Raw genomic sequence first — 18327 nt, forward strand, 5'->3', positions numbered from 1 at the left:
CCAGTATACATACAATGATGAATGTATAGAGACGTGGCAGCCCATCGTGCCACGCCACCGAGACAATCGCGTTCCGGCTTGTTGCCCGATCGCCCAACAGAAAGCCGCACATGGCCCGCAGAACCAAGGAAGACGCTCTAGCCACCCGCTCGCAGTTGCTGGATGCGGCAGAAAAGCTGTTCCACGACCAGGGTGTTTCGCGCACCTCGCTGCACGACATCGCGGCGGCGGCGGGCACTACGCGCGGCGCCATCTATTGGCATTTCAAGGACAAGGCCGACCTGTTCAACGCCATGATGGAGCGCGTCACGCTGCCGCTGGAGAACTCGGTGTACCAGGTGGGCAAGGACCCGATGGTGGACCCGGTCGCGCAAATCCGGACCTCGATGCGTCGTGCGCTGCATGTGGTCGCGCATGACGTGCAGGTGCGCACCGTGTTCGAGATCGCAACGCACAAGGTCGAGTACGTGGGCGAACTGCAGGCTGTGAAGGCGCGCCACCTGGCGGCGCGCACGGAATGCCTGTTGCATGTGGCAGATGGCCTGCAGCACGCCGCGGCCCGCGCCGGCCGCAGCCTGCCGGTGCCGGTCGATCTGGCGGCCCAGGGCCTGCATGCCCTGGTCGATGGCCTGATCCAGAACTGGCTGCTGGCGCCCGAGGCCTTCGACTTGTGCGCGGCCGGCGATGCGGTACTGGACCTGTACCTGACCGGCCTGGGTTTTGGCACAGTGGCCGCCCCTGCCACTGCGGCCACTGTGGCAGATGCCGAGCCATCGCCACCCGCGCATGCGCCCAAGTCGATCATTCCTGGCCGACAACGCGGCTCGACCATGGAATTGGTCCGCAATAGGGGATAATGCCGGATTAGCCCCGGTTTGCCGGGCATGCGGCTGTAGCTCAGTGGATAGAGTATTGGCCTCCGAAGCCAAGGGTCGTGGGTTCGATCCCCGCCAGCCGCACCAGACAACTATTGGAATCAATGCGATAAGCCCGCTTTCGTGCGGGCTTAGTCGTTTCTGCCCGGGCCGGTTTGCGGCCGGCACCTCAGATTAAGGGCTGGCAAGACAGGTACAGCTCCGTGATGGCAAGCCACTCATCGTATTGCTGCCTCGCCGCGGACGTGCCGAGTGTCTTGCAGGCTGTTTCGATCTGACCTGGATCTCGTCCGACAAAACGTGTGAACCATGAGGGCCGCTCCGATTTGGCCGCATGGCATGCAATCTTGATCTCGTCCATGGACGCCGAGCGGGGAATGCCGAGAAAGGCGTAGTGGTCCCCGAAGCACGAATGCATGAAATGCCTCCTCAGTGGAAGAATTGCCCGCTGTCTTGGCGAGGGCGCCATAGGTGGGCGACAGCAGGCATGCAGGCTCCTTCCCGCCATTCAAGGTGCGGGTGGGCTCTTCACTTGGTTGCGTAGGACTCCGATCTGCTCAATCTCCACCTCACAGATGTCGCCGACCTTCATCCACAACTGAGGCTTGCGGGCCATGCCTACGCCAGAGGGCGTGCCGGTGACGATCACGTCGCCGGGCTCCAGTGTCATGGTCTCGCTCAGGCTTGCCACCAAGTGGGCCACGTCGAACACCATCTGATCGGTGTTAGCACTCTGCACGACCTGCCCGTTCAGACGGGTCTCGATCCGCAGGCCCCGAGCGCCGGCCGGCAGTTCGTCGGCACTCACGAGCAGCGGCCCGAAGGCGCCAGTGCTGTCGAAGTTCTTGCCCATCGTCCATTGCGGCGTGCGCAGTTGGTAGTCCCGGATCGAGCCGTCATTGAAGATGGAGTAGGCGATGACGTGCTGCAGGGCATCTGCCCGGCTGATGTTGCGGCCACGCTTGCCAATGACCGCCACCAGCTCGCCTTCGTAGTCGAATTGGTCCGAGCAATGCGGCTTGAGCAGCGGCGCGCCGTCGCCGATCAGGCTGGTCTCGAAGCGGGAGAAGATTGTTGGGTACTCGGGCACCTTGTGGCCGGACTCGGCCGCGTGGTCCAGGTAATTGAGCCCCACGCAAATGATCTTTCCCGCCTTCGCCAGCGGCGGGAGGCGCTGCACCTTGTCAGGGTCCACCGGTCGGCCTTCGCACAGGCGGCCGGCCAAGTCCTTGAGCGAGCTGCTCGCCAGCAGTCCGGCCGTGAGATCGCCCGGATAGCCGGCATCGTCTTCGAGCCATCCGGCAAAGCCGCCGTGCGCCGTTGCGACCGCCAAGCCGAGCCGCTCACCATCCTTGAAACGCAGAAAACGCATGGATCAATCCTTCATAGTTTTGTTTGGGCGGGCTTGGCGCTCAGGCCTTCAGCCGGCTGTAAACCCGGCGGGCATTGCCTGAAAATATCTTGGCCTTGTCGGCATCGGACAGATGGACGGCGCCGTCGATATAGCGCTTGGTGTCGTCGTAGTAGTGGCCCGTCTCCGGGTCGATGCCGCGCACGGCGCCTACGGTTTCCGATGCGAACAGGATGTTCTCCGGCGGGATGACCTTGAGCAGCAGGTCTATGCCGGGCTGGTGGTAGACGCAGGTGTCAAAGAACACGTTGTGGAGCAGCAGCTCTTTCAACGGTGGCAGCCCCATGTCCTGGGCGATGCCGCGATAGCGGCCCCAGTGGTAGGGCACCGCACCGCCGCCATGGGGGATGATGAACTTGAGCGTGGGGAAGTGTTTGAACAGGTCCGACGTGAGGCACTGCATGAAGGCCGTGGTGTCGCCATTGATGTAGTGCGCGCCCGTCGCATGGAAGTTGGGGTTGCATGAGCCACTGACGTGGATCATGGCGGGCACATCCAGCTCGACCATCTTTTCGTAGAGTGGGTACCACCACTTGTCATGCAGTGGCGGGTCGGCCCAGTAGCCGCCCGAAGGGTCGGGGTTGAGGTTGCAGCCGATAAAACCCAGCTCCTTGACGCAGCGCTCCAGCTCGGGAATGCAGTTGGCCGGCGCCACGCCGGGGCTCTGGGGCAATTGGCAGACACCGACGAAATTGCTGGGATACAGCCGGCTGATGCGGTGGATCAGGTCGTTGCATACGGTGGCCCATTCGGCGCTGGTTTGAGCGTCGCCGACATGGTGGCCCATGCCGATGGCCCTGGGCGAGAAGATGGTCAGGTCGGTCCCGCGTTCGCGCTGTATGCGCAACTGCGCCGTCTCCACGCTTTCACGCAGTTGGTCGTCCGAGATGACCGGACGTGGCAGCAGCGGATTGCCGCCACCAGTGTTGCAGCCGCAGCCGGCCACCTGCAGGCGCCGGTAGTCGTCCAGCTGTTTGGGCGAGGTCGTGTAGTGCCCATGGCAATCGATGATCATGAAAACACCTTGCTTCTAGTGAGTGTCAAATGGATAAGGGGGTGCCGGGCGAGACGCCTTACCGCGCATCTGCCTTCAGTGCGGGGTACAGGCCTTCGGCCGTCTTGTGGAAGATCCAGTCCAGGTCGCTCCGCGGCGCCCAGGCGAGCGCAGACTGCGTCTGCTCCAGCAGTTCCTTCAAAGTGCCGGCGTTGGCTGGATAGTTGGAGCCCCAGGCGATGCGCGAGGCACCGAACTCCGACACGACACGCGGGAAGAAGGACTCGGGCGTGGCCCTGCCCTTGCGCGTGTTGTTGACGATCACCGGCGTCAGCTTCAGGTAGATGTTGGGGAAACGGGCCAGTCCCATCAGCGTGTCCGCAGCCGCGTAGGGCGGCCCGTCCTCAAGGGGGATGTTGAGGAAATGGTCAATGACGATGGGCACACGCGGATAGCGGTCGAGCAGCACCTGCAACTGGGGCATGCCTGCGGCCCTCATCTGCACGCACACGGGAATCCCCAGTTCCGCCGCGCAGTCCCAGGCCGGGAAGCTCCTGGGGTCGGCCAGCCAGTCGGCCTGGCCAGCCATGGTGCTGCCGGCGGTGAAGAGCCGCAGGCCGGCCAGCTTGCGGTCTACCCAGTGGCGGATGCGCTGGGGCGCATCGCTGGCCAGCATGTCCACCGAGAACACGCCAGTGAAGCGATCCGGGTGCGCGGCCACCGCATCGGCCACATAGCTGTTGTCGAAGCCGTAGCAGGTCGAGGCCTGCACGATGGCGGCCTTGGCGACGCCCGCGTCGTCCATGGCACTCAATAGCTGATCGGTGGTTGTGGGACGGTCGCGCGACCAGATCGACTGGTTGCCGCCCAGCGGATCGCGGGGGTACTGCTGCGTGTCGGTAGTGATGATGTGGGGATGGATATCCAGGACTCTGCTTGTCATGCTGTGGTTCTCGCGTCTTGATTCATGTCGTGGGACCTGTTCATGGGCGGCGGCATTGTTCTCGCGCGCCTCCGTGGCTGTCTATTGAGTAAAGCTGCCCGGTGCTTGAGTTAATGGTTAAGCGGCATCAGGGGATGGGCAGCAAGGCCTGCTTTCCTTCGGCCAGCTGCATGTCGACCACGGCCAGCATGGCGGCGGTGTTGGCATAGGTGCCCATCAGCACGACCAGGTCGATCAGCTTGCGCGGCCCGTACAGGGATTTCAGCTGCACGAAGGTCTTCGGCGCCACCTTGTGGTCGCGCCAGAGCTGTCTGGCGAGTTCGATCACCAGTGCCTCCTCTGCGCCCAGGCCGCCGGTGTTGCGCCGGTGCTTGATGGCGTCGATCACGTCCTGGGGTACGCCTTCCTTCAGTGCCTCGGGCTCATGCGCGGCCCATTCGAACTGGCTGTCCATCTCGCGGGCGGTCGCCAGGATGGCGATCTCGCGGATCTGCGGCGTGAAGCCCGCCCTGAAGCGCAGATAGCTGTTAAGTGCCGAGAGATGCGGCGCGACCTCCGGACTGTGCAGCTGGATGCCGGCAGGGCCCTGCAGGCCGGCAATGATCCCGGGGCGGCTGGCGCGGTCAAAGGCTTGCTGGCCCGCCTCGCTGAGGTCTTCGCGATGCGGCAGGGGCAGGCGGCAGCGTGACCTGGGGTCCACGTCCGGCGGCAGGGTGTGTGCAGACTCGGTTTTCATTTCTTTCTCCGATGGGTTCAAGGGACGCAGGACACTCAACCCAGACTCTCGCGCGCGGCCAGTGGTTTGAACAGCCGCAGCCATGCCAGGCTGATGAAGATCGTCCCTAGACCGCCCATGACCACAGACCCGATCGGGCCGAATGCCGCTGCCGTGAAGCCGGATTCGAACTCGCCCAACTGGTTGCTGGCGCCGATAAAAAGCGTGTTGATCGCCGCGACTCGGCCACGCATGTGGTCGGGTGTCTCCAACTGCACCAGGGTCTGGCGCACCACCACGCTGACCATGTCGGCACCACCCGCCATCGCCAGTGCTGCTGCTGAAAGCCAGAACGACTTGGAAAGGCCGAAGACCACGATGCAGACCCCGTAAACACCTACGGCCAGCAGCAGCTTCTTGCCGACCCCGCGGGACAGCGGGTGCCTGGCCAGCGTCACGCCGACCAGTAGCGCGCCAATGGCTGGCGCGGACCGGAGCAGTCCTAGCCCTTCTGGCCCTACCTTCAGGATTTCCTTGGCGAAGATCGGCAGCAGCGCCGTCGCGCCTCCCAGGAGGACGGCAAACAGATCGAGCGATACAGCCCCCAACAGCAGCGGATGGGCCCAGATGAAGCGGGCGCCGGCCAGTAGCGTGCGGGCCGTGACCGGCTCGCGCGCGGCTGGCGTGTGCTCGTGGCGCACGTACAGGCACACGATGCAGGCCAGGCCAAAGAGCGCGGCGCAGGTTGCATAGACGGCATTCACACCGACGGCGAACAGCAGGCCGCCGGCGGCCGGTCCACCAATGACGGCTACCTGCTGCCCTGACGAACTGAGGGCCATGGCCCGTGACAGCAGGGACGTGGGGATCAGCGAGGGAACCAGCGCCTGCTGGGCGGACATCTGGAACGGCCTAAGCGCACCCAGCACGACGGACAGCGCGAGCAGCAACTCGCGCGTTGCCGCATGGGCCTGGGTTGCTGCAACCAGGAAGATTGCCACGCCGGCCTGCATGGCAAGGCACAGCGCGACCAGGCGTGCACGGTGGAAGTGGTCGGCAACATGGCCTGCGACCAGGGTCGTGACCAGCGCAGGCGCAAACTGAAAAAGTCCGACCAGGCCGAGGTCCCAGGCGCTGCCCGTCAACTCGTACATATGCCAGCCTATGCCCAGCAGCAGCATCTGGGTGCCTGCAACGGCCGCGACCCGGGCGAACCAGAAGCGGACGAAGTATCGGTAGCGGAGAAGTTCTTGCATCAGAAGAGGCGCAAAGGCCCGGTACTGCAGGCGCCGTTGCCTTACTGTTTGGGAACCCCGGCCTTGTCGATCACGGCCTTCCACTTGGCCATGTCCTGCGTGATCCGTTGCGTCATCTGCTCGGGAGTGCTGGAGCTGGCTACGTAGCCCATGGCCTGCAGGGATTCCTGCACGTCGGGCGATGCAACGGCACGCTGGATCTCCTTGGCCAGGCGGTCCACGATGGCGGTTGGCGTCTTGGCGGGTACGCTGATGCCGGCCCATGAACTGGCGTCGAAGCCGGGGACGCCGCTCTCGGCCACGGTGGGGACTTCGGGCAGGCCCGGGAAGCGCCTGGCCGAAGCCACGGCAAGAGGCTTCACGGCCTTTGATGCGATCTGGCCCAGGATGGGGGGCAGGATCTCGAAGGCCAGTTGGATGTCGTTCGAACGCAAGCCGGCCAGCATGTCGCCGCTGGTCTTGTATGGAATGCTCATGGCATCGATATGGGCCATGGCCTTGAACATCTCCGCTGCCAGGTGCTGCGTGCTGCCAATGCGGGAAGTGCCGATGCTGAGCTTGCCGGGATGGGCCTTGCCGTAGGCCAGCACGTCGGTTACCGAACTGAACTCGGACTGGCCACTGACGATCAGGGCCAGGTCGAAGGAGGCGATGGACGACACATGCCTGAAGTCCCGCGTCAGATCGTAGGGCAGGCGATTGAAGAGCACCGAGCTGATGGCCGTGCCATTGCCTGACAGCAACAGCGTGTAGCCATCGGGCCTGGCCTTGGCGACGGCAACGGCGGCGGCCGCGGCCCCCGCGCCAGGCCGGTTTTCGATGATCACGGATTGCCCGATGTGCTCGGACATTTTCTGCGCCACGCGTCGCGTGACCAGGTCGCCGGCCCCACCAGGGCCAAAAGCCACGAAGATGGTGATGGGCTTGGACGGATAGGCGTCTGTGGCTTCGGCCCAGGCGCAACTGGAGGCCAGCGGCAGCGCAAGCGCGGAGCGCAGGATGGTGCGTCGTGAGACCACAAGGGCTCCTGGTTCTGGGAGGTAGCTTGGTTTCATGCTGATCAGAACTCGTGGTTCACGCCCAACTCGAAGCCTCTTGACGTAACGCCCGCCGCACCTGCCGGCGCGCCGGGAACGACGAAGCGCGAATTACCCTTGTTGCGGATCGTCGCCAGCGTGGTGTAGGCGTGCGTGCGTTTGGAGAGGTGGTACACGTAGCCCACGGCGAACTGGTCGGCGCGATCGTTGCTGATGTTCACGGTGCCCACCCTGCCGTCCATGCTGGCGCGGTTCCACGAGAACTTGAACTCCTGCACGCCCACCGGGATGACCGCGGCCAGCAAGTAGTTGTTCTGCCTGGCCGCCTGGTACTCGAAGCGCCGGACGCCACCTGAGATCCTCACGAGGGATGCGTCATAAGACGCGGCAAGCGCCGAGTCCTTGAAGGCACCCACGGTCTTGTCGTCGTGGGTATTGAAGGTGGCCGCCGACACGAACACCGGGCCCAGGTTGATCCCGAGCCGCCCGCCGCCGGACTTGTGCTGGTCGTTGGCGGCAGTGCCGTTCTCGCCGAAGTTGGCTGCCAGGCCGCCTTCCAGGCCCCAGGCATTGCGGGGCAGCAGGTACTGCACGCCGTTGTTGGCGCGCTGGATGGTGTTGGGTGCCGTGCCAAAGGCCGCAGTGGCGGGCGTATTGCCCGTGGCACTCAGGGCGAAGAGTTGGACGGCGCCCAAGCCCACATAGCCGAATGGGTCGAACCTGGCCCAGTTGGAGTGCGTGGGCGTGTAGTCGCGGCCAAGGCGAAGTTCGCCCCAGTCCCGCTGGCTCAGGCTCACGGTCGAGCGGCGCTGGAAGCCGGCCGGTGTGGTGGTGCCGGTGTCCGTATTCAGGAAGGACTCCAGCCAGAACGAGGCGCTGAGGCCACCGCCCAGGTCCTCCTGCCCGCGAAAGCCAAAGCGGCTGCTGGAGTACGCGCCGCTGACCAGAGAGTTCACATGACCGGCATTGTCGGTATGTGCGCTGCGCATTGCAGCGTCAACTACGCCGAAGATCGTGACAGAGGATTGGGCGCAGGCGCTGCCTGCCAGGACGCCAAGGGCGATCAAGGTCGCGGTCCTGCTGACCATGCTGTGGTGTTTCATCTATTCGTGATGCCAAGTGGGTGCTCGTCGCACCCGCTCGTCACCTGTCTCCGTTCTGGTTGATGACGTATGTGAGCGTCTCTGCGCTTACGGCTGCGGACTTTGCATTCCAGGGGCTGCTCCCGTCTATTGAGTAATGTTTCCTCTACGTTGAGTAGTTGGTTAACGCACGGAAATAAGTTGCTTCGCTGGGCCGGATGGCATACCGGTCAATAGGGAAACACGCCAGTGGCGCCCTTGCTTGTGTGCAGCCTGGTGATGCAAGCGGTGCGCGTGCCTGGAGAGGAGGTGTTGGAAGAGACCTTCTTCGAAACTTAACCAAACACTCAACTCACAAGAGATTTATCTCAATAGACCGAAAAACGAGTGCGTGCAAATATTTGCCTTCGAAGAAAAGCGGCGTCTGAAAGCCGCACACATTGGAGACAGGTATTCCGTGAAAAGGTCGACATCCAGCTTGCGGCATTGCATCGCCACGCTCGTGCTTTCGGTGCTCAGCATGGGCGCCTGCACGCCGGTTCTGGCGCAGGACTTTCCCAACAAGCCGATCAGGCTTCTGCTGCCTTATGGCGCCGGCGGCATAGGGGATACGACCGCCCGTGTCATCGCCCAGAAGATGAGCGAGAACATGGGCCAGCAGATCGTCATAGAGAACCGGGCGAGTGCCGGCGGCGTGCAGGCCTTCCTGGGCGGCATGCAGGCCCCGGCGGATGGCTACACGTTGGTCATGGGCGGCAATGGCACGGCCATCAGCCAGTCCCTGTTCAAGTCGCTGCCCTACAACATCCTCACTGACTTCGTGCAGGTATCGGCGATGTCGAAGTTCAGCTTGGTGCTGCTCGTCAAGCCCGACTCGAAGTTCCGTTCAGTCGCCGAGCTGATCGCCTACGGCAAGACCCATCCTGGTCGACTTACCTTTGGTACCTCCAGCATTGGTTCGACGCAGCATCTTGCGGCCGAGCTGTTCAAGTCCGTGGCGGGTGTCGAGGCAGAGGTGGTGCCGTTCAAGGTGACCGGAGCACTCTATACGGCCTTGCATTCGGGCGACATTGACCTGGCATTCGAGTTTGTGCCACCGGTGCTGTCGCAGATCAAGGCCGGCAATGCGCGTGCGCTGGCCATTGCAGCCGATGGACGCAACAGCAGCCTGCCCGATGTGCCCACCACTGCGGAGAGTGGCCTGCGCGGCTACGTGGTCAATTCCTTCAACGCGGTGTCGGTCAAGGCTGGCACCCCGCGCCCGATCGTCCAGCGGCTGAACCAGGCCTTTGTCGCCGCCATCAATTCGCCCGAGGTGTCGCAGAAGCTGCGCGACATGAACTCCGAGCCCTATCCGCTGACACCCGAGCAAACACGCCAACTGATGGTGTCCGAGATCGCGCGCTGGAAAGCAGTCATAGCGCGCGCCAATATTCCCCGTAACTGAGCCAGCAACATCATGATGAGAAACGTCGTCGTACGAAACATTCCACGTGGCCCGCAAGCAGCCATCAAGGCCCTTCAGGAGGCAGGCACGGCCACCGTGCACGAGGCCATGGGGCGCGCCGGGTTGATGCAGCCCTACATGCGCCCGATCTTTGCCGGTGCCAGCATTGCAGGCCCCGCTGTCACCGCCTTGGCCGCGCCGGGCGACAACTGGATGCTGCATGTCGCGATGGAGCAGTGCTGTGCTGGCGACGTACTGGTGGTGGCAGTGATGGTTGAGAACACGGACGGAATGATTGGCGACCTGATCTCCTCCGCGCTCAAGGCTCGCGGTGTGCGCGGGGTCGTGATTGACGCGGGTTGCCGCGACGTGCGTACGTTGACCGAGATGGGCTTCCCGGTCTGGTCACGGGCCATCTCGGCGCGCGGCACCGTCAAGTCGACCCTGGGCAACGTCAACCTGCCAGTGGTGTGCGCAGGTGCGCTGGTGAACCCGGGCGATGTGATCGTGGCCGATGACGACGGCGTTGTTGTGGTGCCCTTCGCGGACATCGAGCGGGTGGCCCAGTTGGCAGCCCAGCGCACCGAGAAAGAAGCCAAGTCCCGTAAGCGCTATGAGGCAGGAGAGCTGTCGCTCGATGTTGCCGGCATGCGCGCCGGCCTGGAGGCGGCCGGGCTGGTGTACGTCGACAGCATTGACGACCTGTGATGCGCCTCGCCCTTGTTCAGCCGCCTCCCGCTCTGCCCACCCCCAACCAGAAGACCGACAAATGAGCAACGCAGCCTCCCTTCCACTCAAGATGGCCATCGCCACCTATGGCCACACCGCCGCGCTGAAGCAGGGCAAGGTGCCCATAGCCGGCGTCACACCGGACTTCGTCGAGGTCAAGCCCATCATTGCCGCTTTCCGGCGCATGGTGCGCGATGTCGAATTCGACGTGTGCGAGATGGCGCCGGCCACCTACATGATTGCGCGTGAAGCTGGCGCGCCTTTCAAGGCCCTGCCCATCTTCATCTTCCGCCGCTTCCACCATGCGGGGCTGGTGTATCGCGATGACGCAGGCATTCGCGGCCCCAAGGACCTTGAGGGCAAGCGCGCGGGCGTGCGTGCCTACTCGGTCACGACGGGCATCTGGACGCGCGGGATCATGAGCAATGACTACGGCGTCGACAACTCGAAGATCACCTGGGTGGTGGATGACGAGGAGCATGTTCGCTCGCTGGTGCTGCCACCCAATGTAGAGCAGGCCGCTGAAGGCAAGTCGCTGGTGGACCTGATGGCCAGCGGCTACCTGTCAGCCGCCTTCACCGACAACGCCGGCATAGGCCGCGCCGGCGCGCCGGCCGACGGCTGGCAGGCCGGTGGCCGCATCAAGCCGCCCGAGTACCTGGAGATGTTCCAGGATGCAGAGAAGCTCGAAGCCGCCTGGTTCAAGAAGACCGGCATCTATCCGGTGCATGGACTGATCGTCATCAAGGATGAGCTGATGGCCAAGCATCCCTGGCTGGGCAAGGCGCTGTACGACGCGTTCCTGGAGTCGAAGAACCTCTATCTGCAGCAGTTGGCCGCAGGCGAATCGGTGTCGGACAAGGACGAGCACTACCGTGCCATGGCCCGGATCGTGGGCGACCCGCTGCCCTACGGCATAGACGCCAACCGGCCTTCCATCGAGGCCATGATGAATTACTGCTTCCAGCAAGGCTTGCTGAAGAAGCGCTTTGCGATTGATGACATGTTCATCAACCCTGGTGCCTGAGCACACCTACCGAAAAACGGAGACAGACCATGGCTACGCGCCTTATCGATATTCACCCTCACATCATTTCGCCCGACACAAAGCGCTATCCGCTTGCCCCGCTTGGCGGTGAGCAATCGGGCTGGTCGGCCAAGCGGCCGGCCACTTTCGAGCAGTACCTTGCGGCCATGGACGCCGCGGGCATCGACAAGGCCGCGATCGTGCATTCGTCGACCACCTACGGCTTTGACAATTCCTACCTGGCGGATTCCGTTGCTGCCCAGCCCGAGCGCGTTGATGGCGTGTTCTCGGTGGACATCCTGGCACCGGACGCTTCGGACAAGATCCGCCACTGGGTTGGGCGCGGCCTGGGCGGGCTGCGCATCTTCACCACCGGCAGCACCATGCCGGGCCAGGCGCCGTGGCTGGAAGACCCGCGTCTGCTGCCTGGTTGGGAGGCGGCCGGCGACCTGGGGCTTTCCATCTGTGTGCAGATGACACCGGCGGCACTGCCGCAGTTGGAGAAGCTGCTGCGGCGTTTCCCCAAGACGCCGGTAGTAATCGACCACATGCTCAAGCCACCCATCGCCGATGGCGCGCCGTATCCCGGGGCGCAGTTTCTGTTTGACCTGGCGCGCTTCGACAACGTCTATCTCAAGATGACCAGCCGCAACACCGCAGAGGCGCAGGCTGGCAAGGCCGCGCCTGAGAGTTTCTTCGGGCGCGTGGTGCAGGAGTTTGGTGCCCGGCGTATTGCATGGGGCTCCAACTTCCCGGCCACCGAGGGCAGTTTGCAGGACATGGTGGATGACCTGAAGAAATGCATCGCCTTCCTGTCGCCGGAAGACCAGCACTGGATCATGGCCGGCACGGCGCAGAAGCTCTACCCGCACCTGGCTGATTGAGGGGCCGGATCCGATTCTCTTCAACGCATAAGGACAAGCATGAGCACTACTGCAGCGGCGTGCACCACGCTGAAAACCAACCTGGCCGACAACCCGGTCAACATGGCCATGAAGGATGGGCGCGTCAGCTCCGAGCTGGTGAAGTTCGACTTCTGCGGCCCCAAGACCGCGCACGATGGATTTAAACCCATGGTGCGCAACAACGCCTTTGATGCAGGCGAGCTGGCCATCGTCACCTACCTGCAAGCCAAGGCCTATGGCAAGCCCTATGTGCTGTTGCCGGTGCCGGTGGTGGGGCGCTTCCAGCATCACTGCGTGGGCTTCAACAGGGAATTTGGTGACCTGAAGCCCAAGGACATCGAGGGCCGCAAGGTGGGGGTGCGTACCTACGCGCAGACCACCGGACTGTGGGTGCGCGGCATCCTGCAGCATGAGTACGGGGTCGATCTGGACAAGGTGACCTGGCTCACCATAGACGAGTCGCATCTGTCGGAGTACAAGGACCCGCCGAATTGCCAGCAGTTGCCCAAGGGCGCCTCGATCCCCGAGATGATGCTCAAGGGTGAACTGGCTGCGGCCATCCTGGGCAACGACATGCCCAACGACCCCCGCATCAGCCGGCTGATCCCTGATCCGCATACTGCGGCCCGACAGTGGTATGAGCGTGAAGGCGTGATCCCCATCAATCACATGTTTGTGGTGCACCAGGACGTTTCCAGGCAGCGGCCGGACATCGTGCGCGAAATCTTTCGGATGCTGGTGGAAAGTCGCAAGCTCACGCCGGCGGATGCGGTTGCGACCTTCCCGCCGATCGGGCTGGAGGCCAATCGCAAGGGGCTTGAGATGGCCATCGCGTGGGCCTTCGAGCAGAAGATCATTCCGCGCAGGATATCGGTCGACGAACTGTTTGATGAGACCACGGCAGCGCTGGGCACCTGATGGTGGATCTGCCTGCGGTCCAGGCCGCAGGCAGAAGGCTTACTGCTGCGGGATGCCAGCCTTGTCGATCACGGCCTTCCACTTGGCCATGTCGTTTTTCATGCGCTGGGTCATCTGCTCCGGCGTGCTGGCGGCGCCAACCATGCCGACGGTCTGAAGCTCCTTCTGTACTTCCGGTGACTCGACAGCGACACCAATCTCCCTGGCCAGGCGTTGAACGATCGCATCCGGCGTGCTGGCGGCCACGCTCACCCCATTCCAGGAGCTGGCCTCAAAGCCGGGCAGGGCGCCTTCCGACAAGGTCGGTACATCGGGCAAGCCTGGGAACCGCTTGGTCGAGGTCACCGCCAGCGCTTTCACGGTCTTTCCCGATATCTGGCCCAGGATGGGCGGCAGGATCTCGAGTGCTACCTGCACGTCGTTGGAGCGCACCGCCGAGATGACTTCGGCGGTGGTTCTGTAAGGCACGATGGTGGCGTTGATGCCGGCCATCGACTTGAACATTTCGGCGGCAAGGTTCTGCGTGCTGCCGACCCGAACCGTGCCGATATTCAGCTTGCCAGGATTTGCCTTGGCATAGGCCAGGACGTCCTCGACTGATTGGAAGGCGGACGATCCGCCCGTGATTACTGTGAGGTCGAAAGAGGCCAGCGTGGACACATGCTTGAAGTCCTTGATCAGGTCGTAAGGCAGGGTCTTGAACAGCACCGAGGTCAGGGCGGTGCCGCTGCCTGCCATCACCATGGTGTAGCCGTCGGGCCTGGACTTGGCGACGGTGAGCACGGCCACGACGGGACTGGGGCGGTTCTCAATGACCACGGGCTGGCCCATGTTCTCCGTCATCTTTCTGGTCACGAGGCGGGCGACGATGTCTCCTGCGCCGCCTGGCGCGAAGGCCACGTACAGCTGCAGCGGCTTGGCGGGGTAGGCCTGGGCTGCCACCGGGGCGCTGCCGGTGCCGCAGGCCAATGCCATGGCACAACTCAAGGCGAGGTGTCTTGGAATCACGTTGTCTCCTTCGTTTTGGGTGTCGATTGCGCGCATCAATTTCGCACGACGGGTGGGTATGCGTCGATTGAGTAAAGCGGCCGGCTGCTTGAAGATCCGGTTAAGCGCCACGCCGGCTGCGGCATGTGCGTGCCCATAGACCCTATGCAGCCGCTCAGCGTCGGCGCACGGAGAGCTTCATGTCGCAAATTGATTGGTACTTGCAGATCAACCTGAAGGCGCGCCACCTGCGCCTGCTGGTGGCGCTGGATGATTTCGGCAACCTCAAGCAGGTGGCCGAGATTTCCCACGTCACGGTGCCGGCCGTTTCCAAGGCGCTGTCCGAGCTGGAGCGAGGCCTGGGGCTGGAGCTGTTTTCCCGCACGGCGCAGGGCCTGCGGCCGACGGCCTATGGCGAGTGCCTGATACGCCATGCTCGCACCATGCTGACGGACATCAACCAGGCCCGGGATGAGCTGCGCGCGCTCAGCTCCGGCACGGAAGGAAAGATCCATGTGGGGGTGTTTCCCGCATCCACCTCGGTGCTGCTGCCGCGTGCGCTGGCCCTGCTGAAGCAGCGCGCGCCAAGTACCAGCGTGCTGGTCACCGAGGGCACCGTGAGCACGCTCATGCCCGAACTCTGGCAGGGCAAGATGGACATGGTGGTGGGCCGCCTGCCCACGCGCAATTCATTGACCGGCTTCGAAGAAAAGGAGCTGCTCGAAGACCCGGTAGTGCTGATGACGCGGCGCGATCATCCGCTGACGAAAAGGAAGAAGCTCAAGTGGTCGGACCTGAAGTCCTACCCCTGGGTGCTACCACCGGCTGGCTCCCTGCTGCGCGACCCGCTGGAGCGCATTCTGGAGCGCCACGATATTGCGCTGACCAGCAACTACATAGAGACGTTGTCGACGCCTTTGGCGCGGGCCTACCTCAACATCACGGATGCCATTGGCGTGATGGCCGGCGCTGCGGCCAAGGACCCGTCTCAGCCGCTGGCCATCCTGCCGCTCAGCCTGCCCAAGCTGATGCGGCCGGCCGGTGTCCTGTGGAACAAGAACCGGGCGCTGACACCTGGCGCCAACCTGATGATCGCCTGCCTGGAAGAGGCCGCGGCCAAGCTGAGCCGCCTGTATGTGTCGGGCGAAAGCTGAGCCAGTGGCTATGGTGCCGCCGCCCGCGCTGCCTGGCGCAGGCATTCCTGGAAAGCCTGGAGCGCAGGCGATGCCGGCTTGTGCCGGCTCCACATCATGCCGATCGGGCGTTGCGGGTCGGGCAGTGTCAGCGGCAACTGCGCCAGCATGCCTAGCTTGATGTAGTGCTGAGCCGCCACCCGCGACAGCGAACCAATCGCATCGGACGACTGCAGGTAGCCCGCCACCACGTGCACCGACAGCGTCTCGATGAAGTCTGCTGGCAGGGAGCAGCCGTTCTGCTGAAGGGCGTTCTCCAGCGGTTCCCGCTGCAATGAACCGACCGGTGGCAGCACCCAGGGGTAGCCGGCAACATCGGACCAGCGCAAGCGCTTCTTCCGGGCGAGCGGATGCTGGCGCGCTACGACGAGCACCATGGTGCCTACGTCCAGCGTCTCGTCCAGCAGGTCTCCCGATGCCTCGCGGCGTATCAGGCGGCCCACCACCATGTCCAGCGTACCGCGGCGCAGCTCGGGCAGCAGGGTTTCCATCGGGCCCTCTCGCACTACCGCGCGCGTGTGGGGTGTGTCGTGCTTGAGCAGCAGCAGGGCCTGCGGAATGAGCCCAGGCGTGACGGCGGGCAGCGCCCCCACGGTGACCTTGCCGGAGGCGCCGGTCTGCAGGGAGTGCAGCTCGTCCCGCGCCTCTGCCAGCGCCGCCAGCACCACGCGCGCATGCCGCACCAGGCATTCGCCATAGCTGTTGGGCACCACACCGCGCGGCGTGCGCTCGAACAGCTTCAGGCCCAGGCCCTTCTCGATCTCGGCCAGTGCCAGGGAGACAGCTGGTTGGGACACATGCTGGCTGATCGCCACCCGGCCCAGATGCCGCAGGTCATCCAGGGCCACCAGCAACTGCAGGTGCTTGGGCTTGAGATTGGCGCGGATGTACCAGTCGAGTTGTGCCATGCCGCGATTGTGTCAGGCATCAGTGATTGCTTATGAAGTTTGCAGAAGATTTGAGTGGATAACTTATGTCTGCGCGCCCATCATGCGGCGATCTTTTCGCATGAGGACTGCATGAGCGCATTGCTACCGTTTCCCGTTGTCGACATCCACAACCATGTGATCGCCGACGACACACATCGTTTTCCTGCGGCCCCCATGGGAGGCAAGCAATCTGACTGGTCGAGGGAGCGGCCCGTCAACGCCACGGGCATGCTGCAGGCCATGGAGGTGGGCGGCGTTGCGCAGTCGGTGCTGGTGCAGGCCTCTACCTGCTACGGCCATGACAACCGCTATGTCGCTGCCTGCGTGCAGGACCACCCCAATGAGTTCGTCGGTGTGTTCTCGGTGGACTTCGCTGGTGCCGATGCGATTGAGCGGATAGAGCACTGGCTGCAAGCGGGGCTCAGCGGCGCGCGAGTGTTCGTCGCCGGTCATACGGCTGCGGACGCCAGCGTGCGGCTGGACGATCCGCGCTCCATCTCGACCTGGGAATACCTGACGCAGCGGCGCATCCCTGTCAGCGTGCAATTGCGCTCGGACAAGCTGGACCAGCTGCAGGCGGTGCTTGCACGCTGCCCCGATGCGCTGGTGCTGCTGGACCATTGCGCGCGGCCCGCGCTGGAGGATGGGCCACCCTATGCCCAAGCCAACCCGCTGTTTGCGCTGGCCAAGTACCCGTGCCTCTACCTCAAGTACACGACGCACAACGTCCGTGAATCCAAGGAGGGACGCGCCACGCAGGGCAGCTTCGCTCGCGCACTGGCGGATCGCTTTGGCGCACACCGGATGGCCTGGGGCTCCAACTTCCCTGCATCCGCCGGCGGCCTGGGGGCACTGTTGCAGGAGGCGCTGGAGGCAACCGCCAGCCTGAGCGCAGAGGAGCAGGCCTGGATTTTCTCGCGCACCGCCCGCGTGCTGTACCCGGTGCTGGAGACCGCAGACGCCGCGAAGGTGTCGCCATGAGTGCGACGCTGTTGAAGCTGAAACTGCTGCTTGGCCATTACCCCATCACCCGCGCCCTGCGGGACGGGGTTCTGGCACCGCAGACATGCGAGTTCGACTTTGCCGATGTGAAGGTGCCCAACCGCGCGTTCAAGCGCGCAGTACGGGATCTGGAGTTCGACATCCCCGAGCTTGCGCTGGTGACCTTCTTCCAGGCCAAGGCCTATGGCAAGCCGCTGTCGCTGATTCCGGCTGCGGTGGGGGCAGGGCGCTTCCAGCACCACTGCCTGGTCTACAACGCTGAGCGGCCGCGGGTCACGGTGGCGCAGTTGGCGGGCAAGCGCATAGGCATTCGCGCCCACGCGCAGACCACGGTGACCTGGGTGCGCGGCGTGCTGGCGCAGGAATACGGCGTGCCGCTGGGCAAGGTCCATTGGGTCACCTTCGAGGACGGCCACCTGGCGGAATTTCCGGACCCGCCGGGCTTCGAGCGGGCGCCGCCCGGCAGCGGCATGGTGGACATGCTCTTGTCTGGCCAGTTGGACGCAGCCATCATCGGCACCGAGCTGCCCGACGACCCTCGCCTGAAGCCCGTGCTGCCAGACCCGCAGGCCGCGGCCCGTGCCTGGGGCGCACGGCACCGCATGGTGCCGATCAACCACATGATTGCCATGCGCACCGAGCTGATGCAGGAGCACCCAGAGGTAGTCCGTGAGCTTTACGCGCTGCTGCAGCAAAGCAAGGCCCTGGTTGCGGCAGAGAACCCGTCAGGCCCTGACCTGACGCCCTTCGGCATAGACGCCAATCGCAGCGCGCTGGAGCTGCTGCTGCATTACTCCCACCAGCAGGGGCTGATTCCGCGCCCCTATGCGGTGGACGAGCTGTTCGCCGACTTCAACAACGCAATGCGAGCCTGACC

At 63.9% G+C, this 18327-nt stretch carries 19 protein-coding genes and 1 tRNA gene; 10 read left to right on the forward strand and 10 right to left on the reverse strand.

Annotated elements, in window-relative coordinates; translation table 11 throughout:
• Window positions 1-110: 110 nt before the first annotated feature.
• On the forward strand, window positions 111-857 hold the full coding sequence (locus tag AAFF27_03085) for a TetR family transcriptional regulator (GenBank protein XAH24190.1): 747 nt from the start codon (window positions 111-113) through the stop codon (window positions 855-857).
• Between the two features lie 29 nt (window positions 858-886).
• Window positions 887-962: transfer RNA gene (locus AAFF27_03090), tRNA-Arg, on the forward strand.
• 82 nt (window positions 963-1044) lie between these two features.
• Here the strand turns inward: AAFF27_03090 and AAFF27_03095 are convergent.
• From AAFF27_03095 to AAFF27_03130, 8 genes are all read right to left on the reverse strand, one after another.
• A complete protein-coding gene (locus AAFF27_03095) occupies window positions 1045-1236 on the reverse strand; it encodes a hypothetical protein (GenBank protein XAH24191.1) in 192 nt (63 codons plus the stop codon).
• A gap of 147 nt (window positions 1237-1383) precedes the next feature.
• Complete coding sequence (locus tag AAFF27_03100; protein ID XAH24192.1) at window positions 1384-2247, reverse strand: fumarylacetoacetate hydrolase family protein; 864 nt, start codon at window positions 2245-2247, stop codon at window positions 1384-1386.
• Between the two features lie 40 nt (window positions 2248-2287).
• A complete protein-coding gene (locus AAFF27_03105) occupies window positions 2288-3301 on the reverse strand; it encodes an amidohydrolase family protein (GenBank protein XAH24193.1) in 1014 nt (337 codons plus the stop codon).
• A gap of 58 nt (window positions 3302-3359) precedes the next feature.
• Window positions 3360-4223 carry an amidohydrolase family protein gene (locus AAFF27_03110; GenBank protein XAH24194.1) on the reverse strand — a complete coding sequence of 288 codons (864 nt, stop codon included), beginning with the start codon at window positions 4221-4223 and terminating at the stop codon, window positions 3360-3362.
• Between the two features lie 127 nt (window positions 4224-4350).
• Entirely contained in the window at window positions 4351-4959 is a 609-nt protein-coding gene (locus tag AAFF27_03115; GenBank protein ID XAH24195.1) for a carboxymuconolactone decarboxylase family protein, read from the reverse strand.
• 35 nt (window positions 4960-4994) lie between these two features.
• On the reverse strand, window positions 4995-6194 hold the full coding sequence (locus AAFF27_03120; GenBank protein ID XAH24196.1) for an MFS transporter: 1200 nt from the start codon (window positions 6192-6194) through the stop codon (window positions 4995-4997).
• A gap of 41 nt (window positions 6195-6235) precedes the next feature.
• Window positions 6236-7213: a tripartite tricarboxylate transporter substrate-binding protein gene (locus AAFF27_03125; GenBank protein XAH24197.1), complete on the reverse strand. Its 978-nt coding sequence runs from the start codon at window positions 7211-7213 to the stop codon at window positions 6236-6238.
• Window positions 7214-7254: 41 nt separating this feature from the next.
• On the reverse strand, window positions 7255-8334 hold the full coding sequence (locus AAFF27_03130) for a porin (GenBank protein XAH24198.1): 1080 nt from the start codon (window positions 8332-8334) through the stop codon (window positions 7255-7257).
• A 436-nt stretch (window positions 8335-8770) separates the two neighbouring features.
• Between AAFF27_03130 and AAFF27_03135 the strand changes: the two genes are divergently transcribed.
• The 5 genes from AAFF27_03135 (at window position 8771) to AAFF27_03155 (ending at window position 13339) form a co-directional block, all read left to right on the forward strand.
• Window positions 8771-9760, forward strand: a complete 990-nt coding sequence (locus AAFF27_03135) for a tripartite tricarboxylate transporter substrate binding protein (GenBank protein XAH24199.1) — start codon at window positions 8771-8773, stop codon at window positions 9758-9760.
• Window positions 9761-9772: 12 nt separating this feature from the next.
• Entirely contained in the window at window positions 9773-10468 is a 696-nt protein-coding gene (locus AAFF27_03140) for a 4-carboxy-4-hydroxy-2-oxoadipate aldolase/oxaloacetate decarboxylase (GenBank protein XAH24200.1), read from the forward strand.
• Between the two features lie 61 nt (window positions 10469-10529).
• Window positions 10530-11516 (forward strand): ABC transporter substrate-binding protein, encoded by a 987-nt coding sequence (locus AAFF27_03145; GenBank protein ID XAH24201.1) that lies wholly within the window; start codon window positions 10530-10532, stop codon window positions 11514-11516.
• 29 nt (window positions 11517-11545) lie between these two features.
• Window positions 11546-12400, forward strand: coding sequence for an amidohydrolase family protein (locus AAFF27_03150; GenBank protein XAH24202.1), 855 nt, complete (start codon window positions 11546-11548; stop codon window positions 12398-12400).
• Between the two features lie 39 nt (window positions 12401-12439).
• Window positions 12440-13339 carry a phosphate ABC transporter substrate-binding protein gene (locus tag AAFF27_03155; protein XAH24203.1) on the forward strand — a complete coding sequence of 300 codons (900 nt, stop codon included), beginning with the start codon at window positions 12440-12442 and terminating at the stop codon, window positions 13337-13339.
• 39 nt (window positions 13340-13378) lie between these two features.
• On the opposite strand, the gene AAFF27_03160 is transcribed toward AAFF27_03155, so the two are convergent.
• Entirely contained in the window at window positions 13379-14314 is a 936-nt protein-coding gene (locus tag AAFF27_03160; protein ID XAH24204.1) for a tripartite tricarboxylate transporter substrate-binding protein, read from the reverse strand.
• Between the two features lie 212 nt (window positions 14315-14526).
• Here AAFF27_03160 and AAFF27_03165 point away from each other — a divergent pair, with 212 nt between their 5' ends.
• The gene (locus AAFF27_03165) at window positions 14527-15480 is read left to right on the forward strand and encodes a LysR substrate-binding domain-containing protein (GenBank protein ID XAH24205.1); all 954 of its coding nucleotides are present in this window, start codon (window positions 14527-14529) and stop codon (window positions 15478-15480) included.
• Between the two features lie 8 nt (window positions 15481-15488).
• Here AAFF27_03165 and AAFF27_03170 read toward each other — a convergent pair whose 3' ends face one another.
• Window positions 15489-16427, reverse strand: coding sequence for a LysR substrate-binding domain-containing protein (locus tag AAFF27_03170; GenBank protein XAH24206.1), 939 nt, complete (start codon window positions 16425-16427; stop codon window positions 15489-15491).
• Between the two features lie 111 nt (window positions 16428-16538).
• On the opposite strand from AAFF27_03170, the gene AAFF27_03175 reads away from it, so the two are divergent.
• Together AAFF27_03175 and AAFF27_03180 are read left to right on the forward strand one after the other, a co-directional pair.
• On the forward strand, window positions 16539-17429 hold the full coding sequence (locus tag AAFF27_03175) for an amidohydrolase family protein (protein XAH24207.1): 891 nt from the start codon (window positions 16539-16541) through the stop codon (window positions 17427-17429).
• Window positions 17426-18325 (forward strand): hypothetical protein, encoded by a 900-nt coding sequence (locus AAFF27_03180; GenBank protein XAH24208.1) that lies wholly within the window; start codon window positions 17426-17428, stop codon window positions 18323-18325. The genes AAFF27_03175 and AAFF27_03180 overlap by 4 nt, the downstream gene beginning before the upstream one ends.
• The last annotated feature ends 2 nt before the right edge of the window (window positions 18326-18327 follow it).

It is taken from the genome of Xylophilus sp. GW821-FHT01B05, assembly GCA_038961845.1.
Lineage (GTDB): Bacteria > Pseudomonadota > Gammaproteobacteria > Burkholderiales > Burkholderiaceae_C > Xylophilus.

Bases quoted from the DNA above. Each gene is read 5' to 3' on its own strand.
- AAFF27_03085 (XAH24190.1), top strand. From the start codon at position 111: ATGGCCCGCAGAACCAAGGAAGACGCTCTAGCCACCCGCTCGCAGTTG.
- AAFF27_03095 (XAH24191.1), bottom strand. From the start codon at position 1,236: ATGGACGAGATCAAGATTGCATGCCATGCGGCCAAATCGGAGCGGCCC.
- AAFF27_03100 (XAH24192.1), bottom strand. From the start codon at position 2,247: ATGCGTTTTCTGCGTTTCAAGGATGGTGAGCGGCTCGGCTTGGCGGTC.
- AAFF27_03105 (XAH24193.1), bottom strand. From the start codon at position 3,301: ATGATCATCGATTGCCATGGGCACTACACGACCTCGCCCAAACAGCTG.
- AAFF27_03110 (XAH24194.1), bottom strand. From the start codon at position 4,223: ATGACAAGCAGAGTCCTGGATATCCATCCCCACATCATCACTACCGAC.
- AAFF27_03115 (XAH24195.1), bottom strand. From the start codon at position 4,959: ATGAAAACCGAGTCTGCACACACCCTGCCGCCGGACGTGGACCCCAGG.
- AAFF27_03120 (XAH24196.1), bottom strand. From the start codon at position 6,194: ATGCAAGAACTTCTCCGCTACCGATACTTCGTCCGCTTCTGGTTCGCC.
- AAFF27_03130 (XAH24198.1), bottom strand. From the start codon at position 8,334: ATGAAACACCACAGCATGGTCAGCAGGACCGCGACCTTGATCGCCCTT.
- AAFF27_03140 (XAH24200.1), top strand. From the start codon at position 9,773: ATGATGAGAAACGTCGTCGTACGAAACATTCCACGTGGCCCGCAAGCA.
- AAFF27_03145 (XAH24201.1), top strand. From the start codon at position 10,530: ATGAGCAACGCAGCCTCCCTTCCACTCAAGATGGCCATCGCCACCTAT.
- AAFF27_03150 (XAH24202.1), top strand. From the start codon at position 11,546: ATGGCTACGCGCCTTATCGATATTCACCCTCACATCATTTCGCCCGAC.
- AAFF27_03155 (XAH24203.1), top strand. From the start codon at position 12,440: ATGAGCACTACTGCAGCGGCGTGCACCACGCTGAAAACCAACCTGGCC.
- AAFF27_03160 (XAH24204.1), bottom strand. From the start codon at position 14,314: ATGGCATTGGCCTGCGGCACCGGCAGCGCCCCGGTGGCAGCCCAGGCC.
- AAFF27_03165 (XAH24205.1), top strand. From the start codon at position 14,527: ATGTCGCAAATTGATTGGTACTTGCAGATCAACCTGAAGGCGCGCCAC.
- AAFF27_03170 (XAH24206.1), bottom strand. From the start codon at position 16,427: ATGGCACAACTCGACTGGTACATCCGCGCCAATCTCAAGCCCAAGCAC.
- AAFF27_03175 (XAH24207.1), top strand. From the start codon at position 16,539: ATGAGCGCATTGCTACCGTTTCCCGTTGTCGACATCCACAACCATGTG.
- AAFF27_03180 (XAH24208.1), top strand. From the start codon at position 17,426: ATGAGTGCGACGCTGTTGAAGCTGAAACTGCTGCTTGGCCATTACCCC.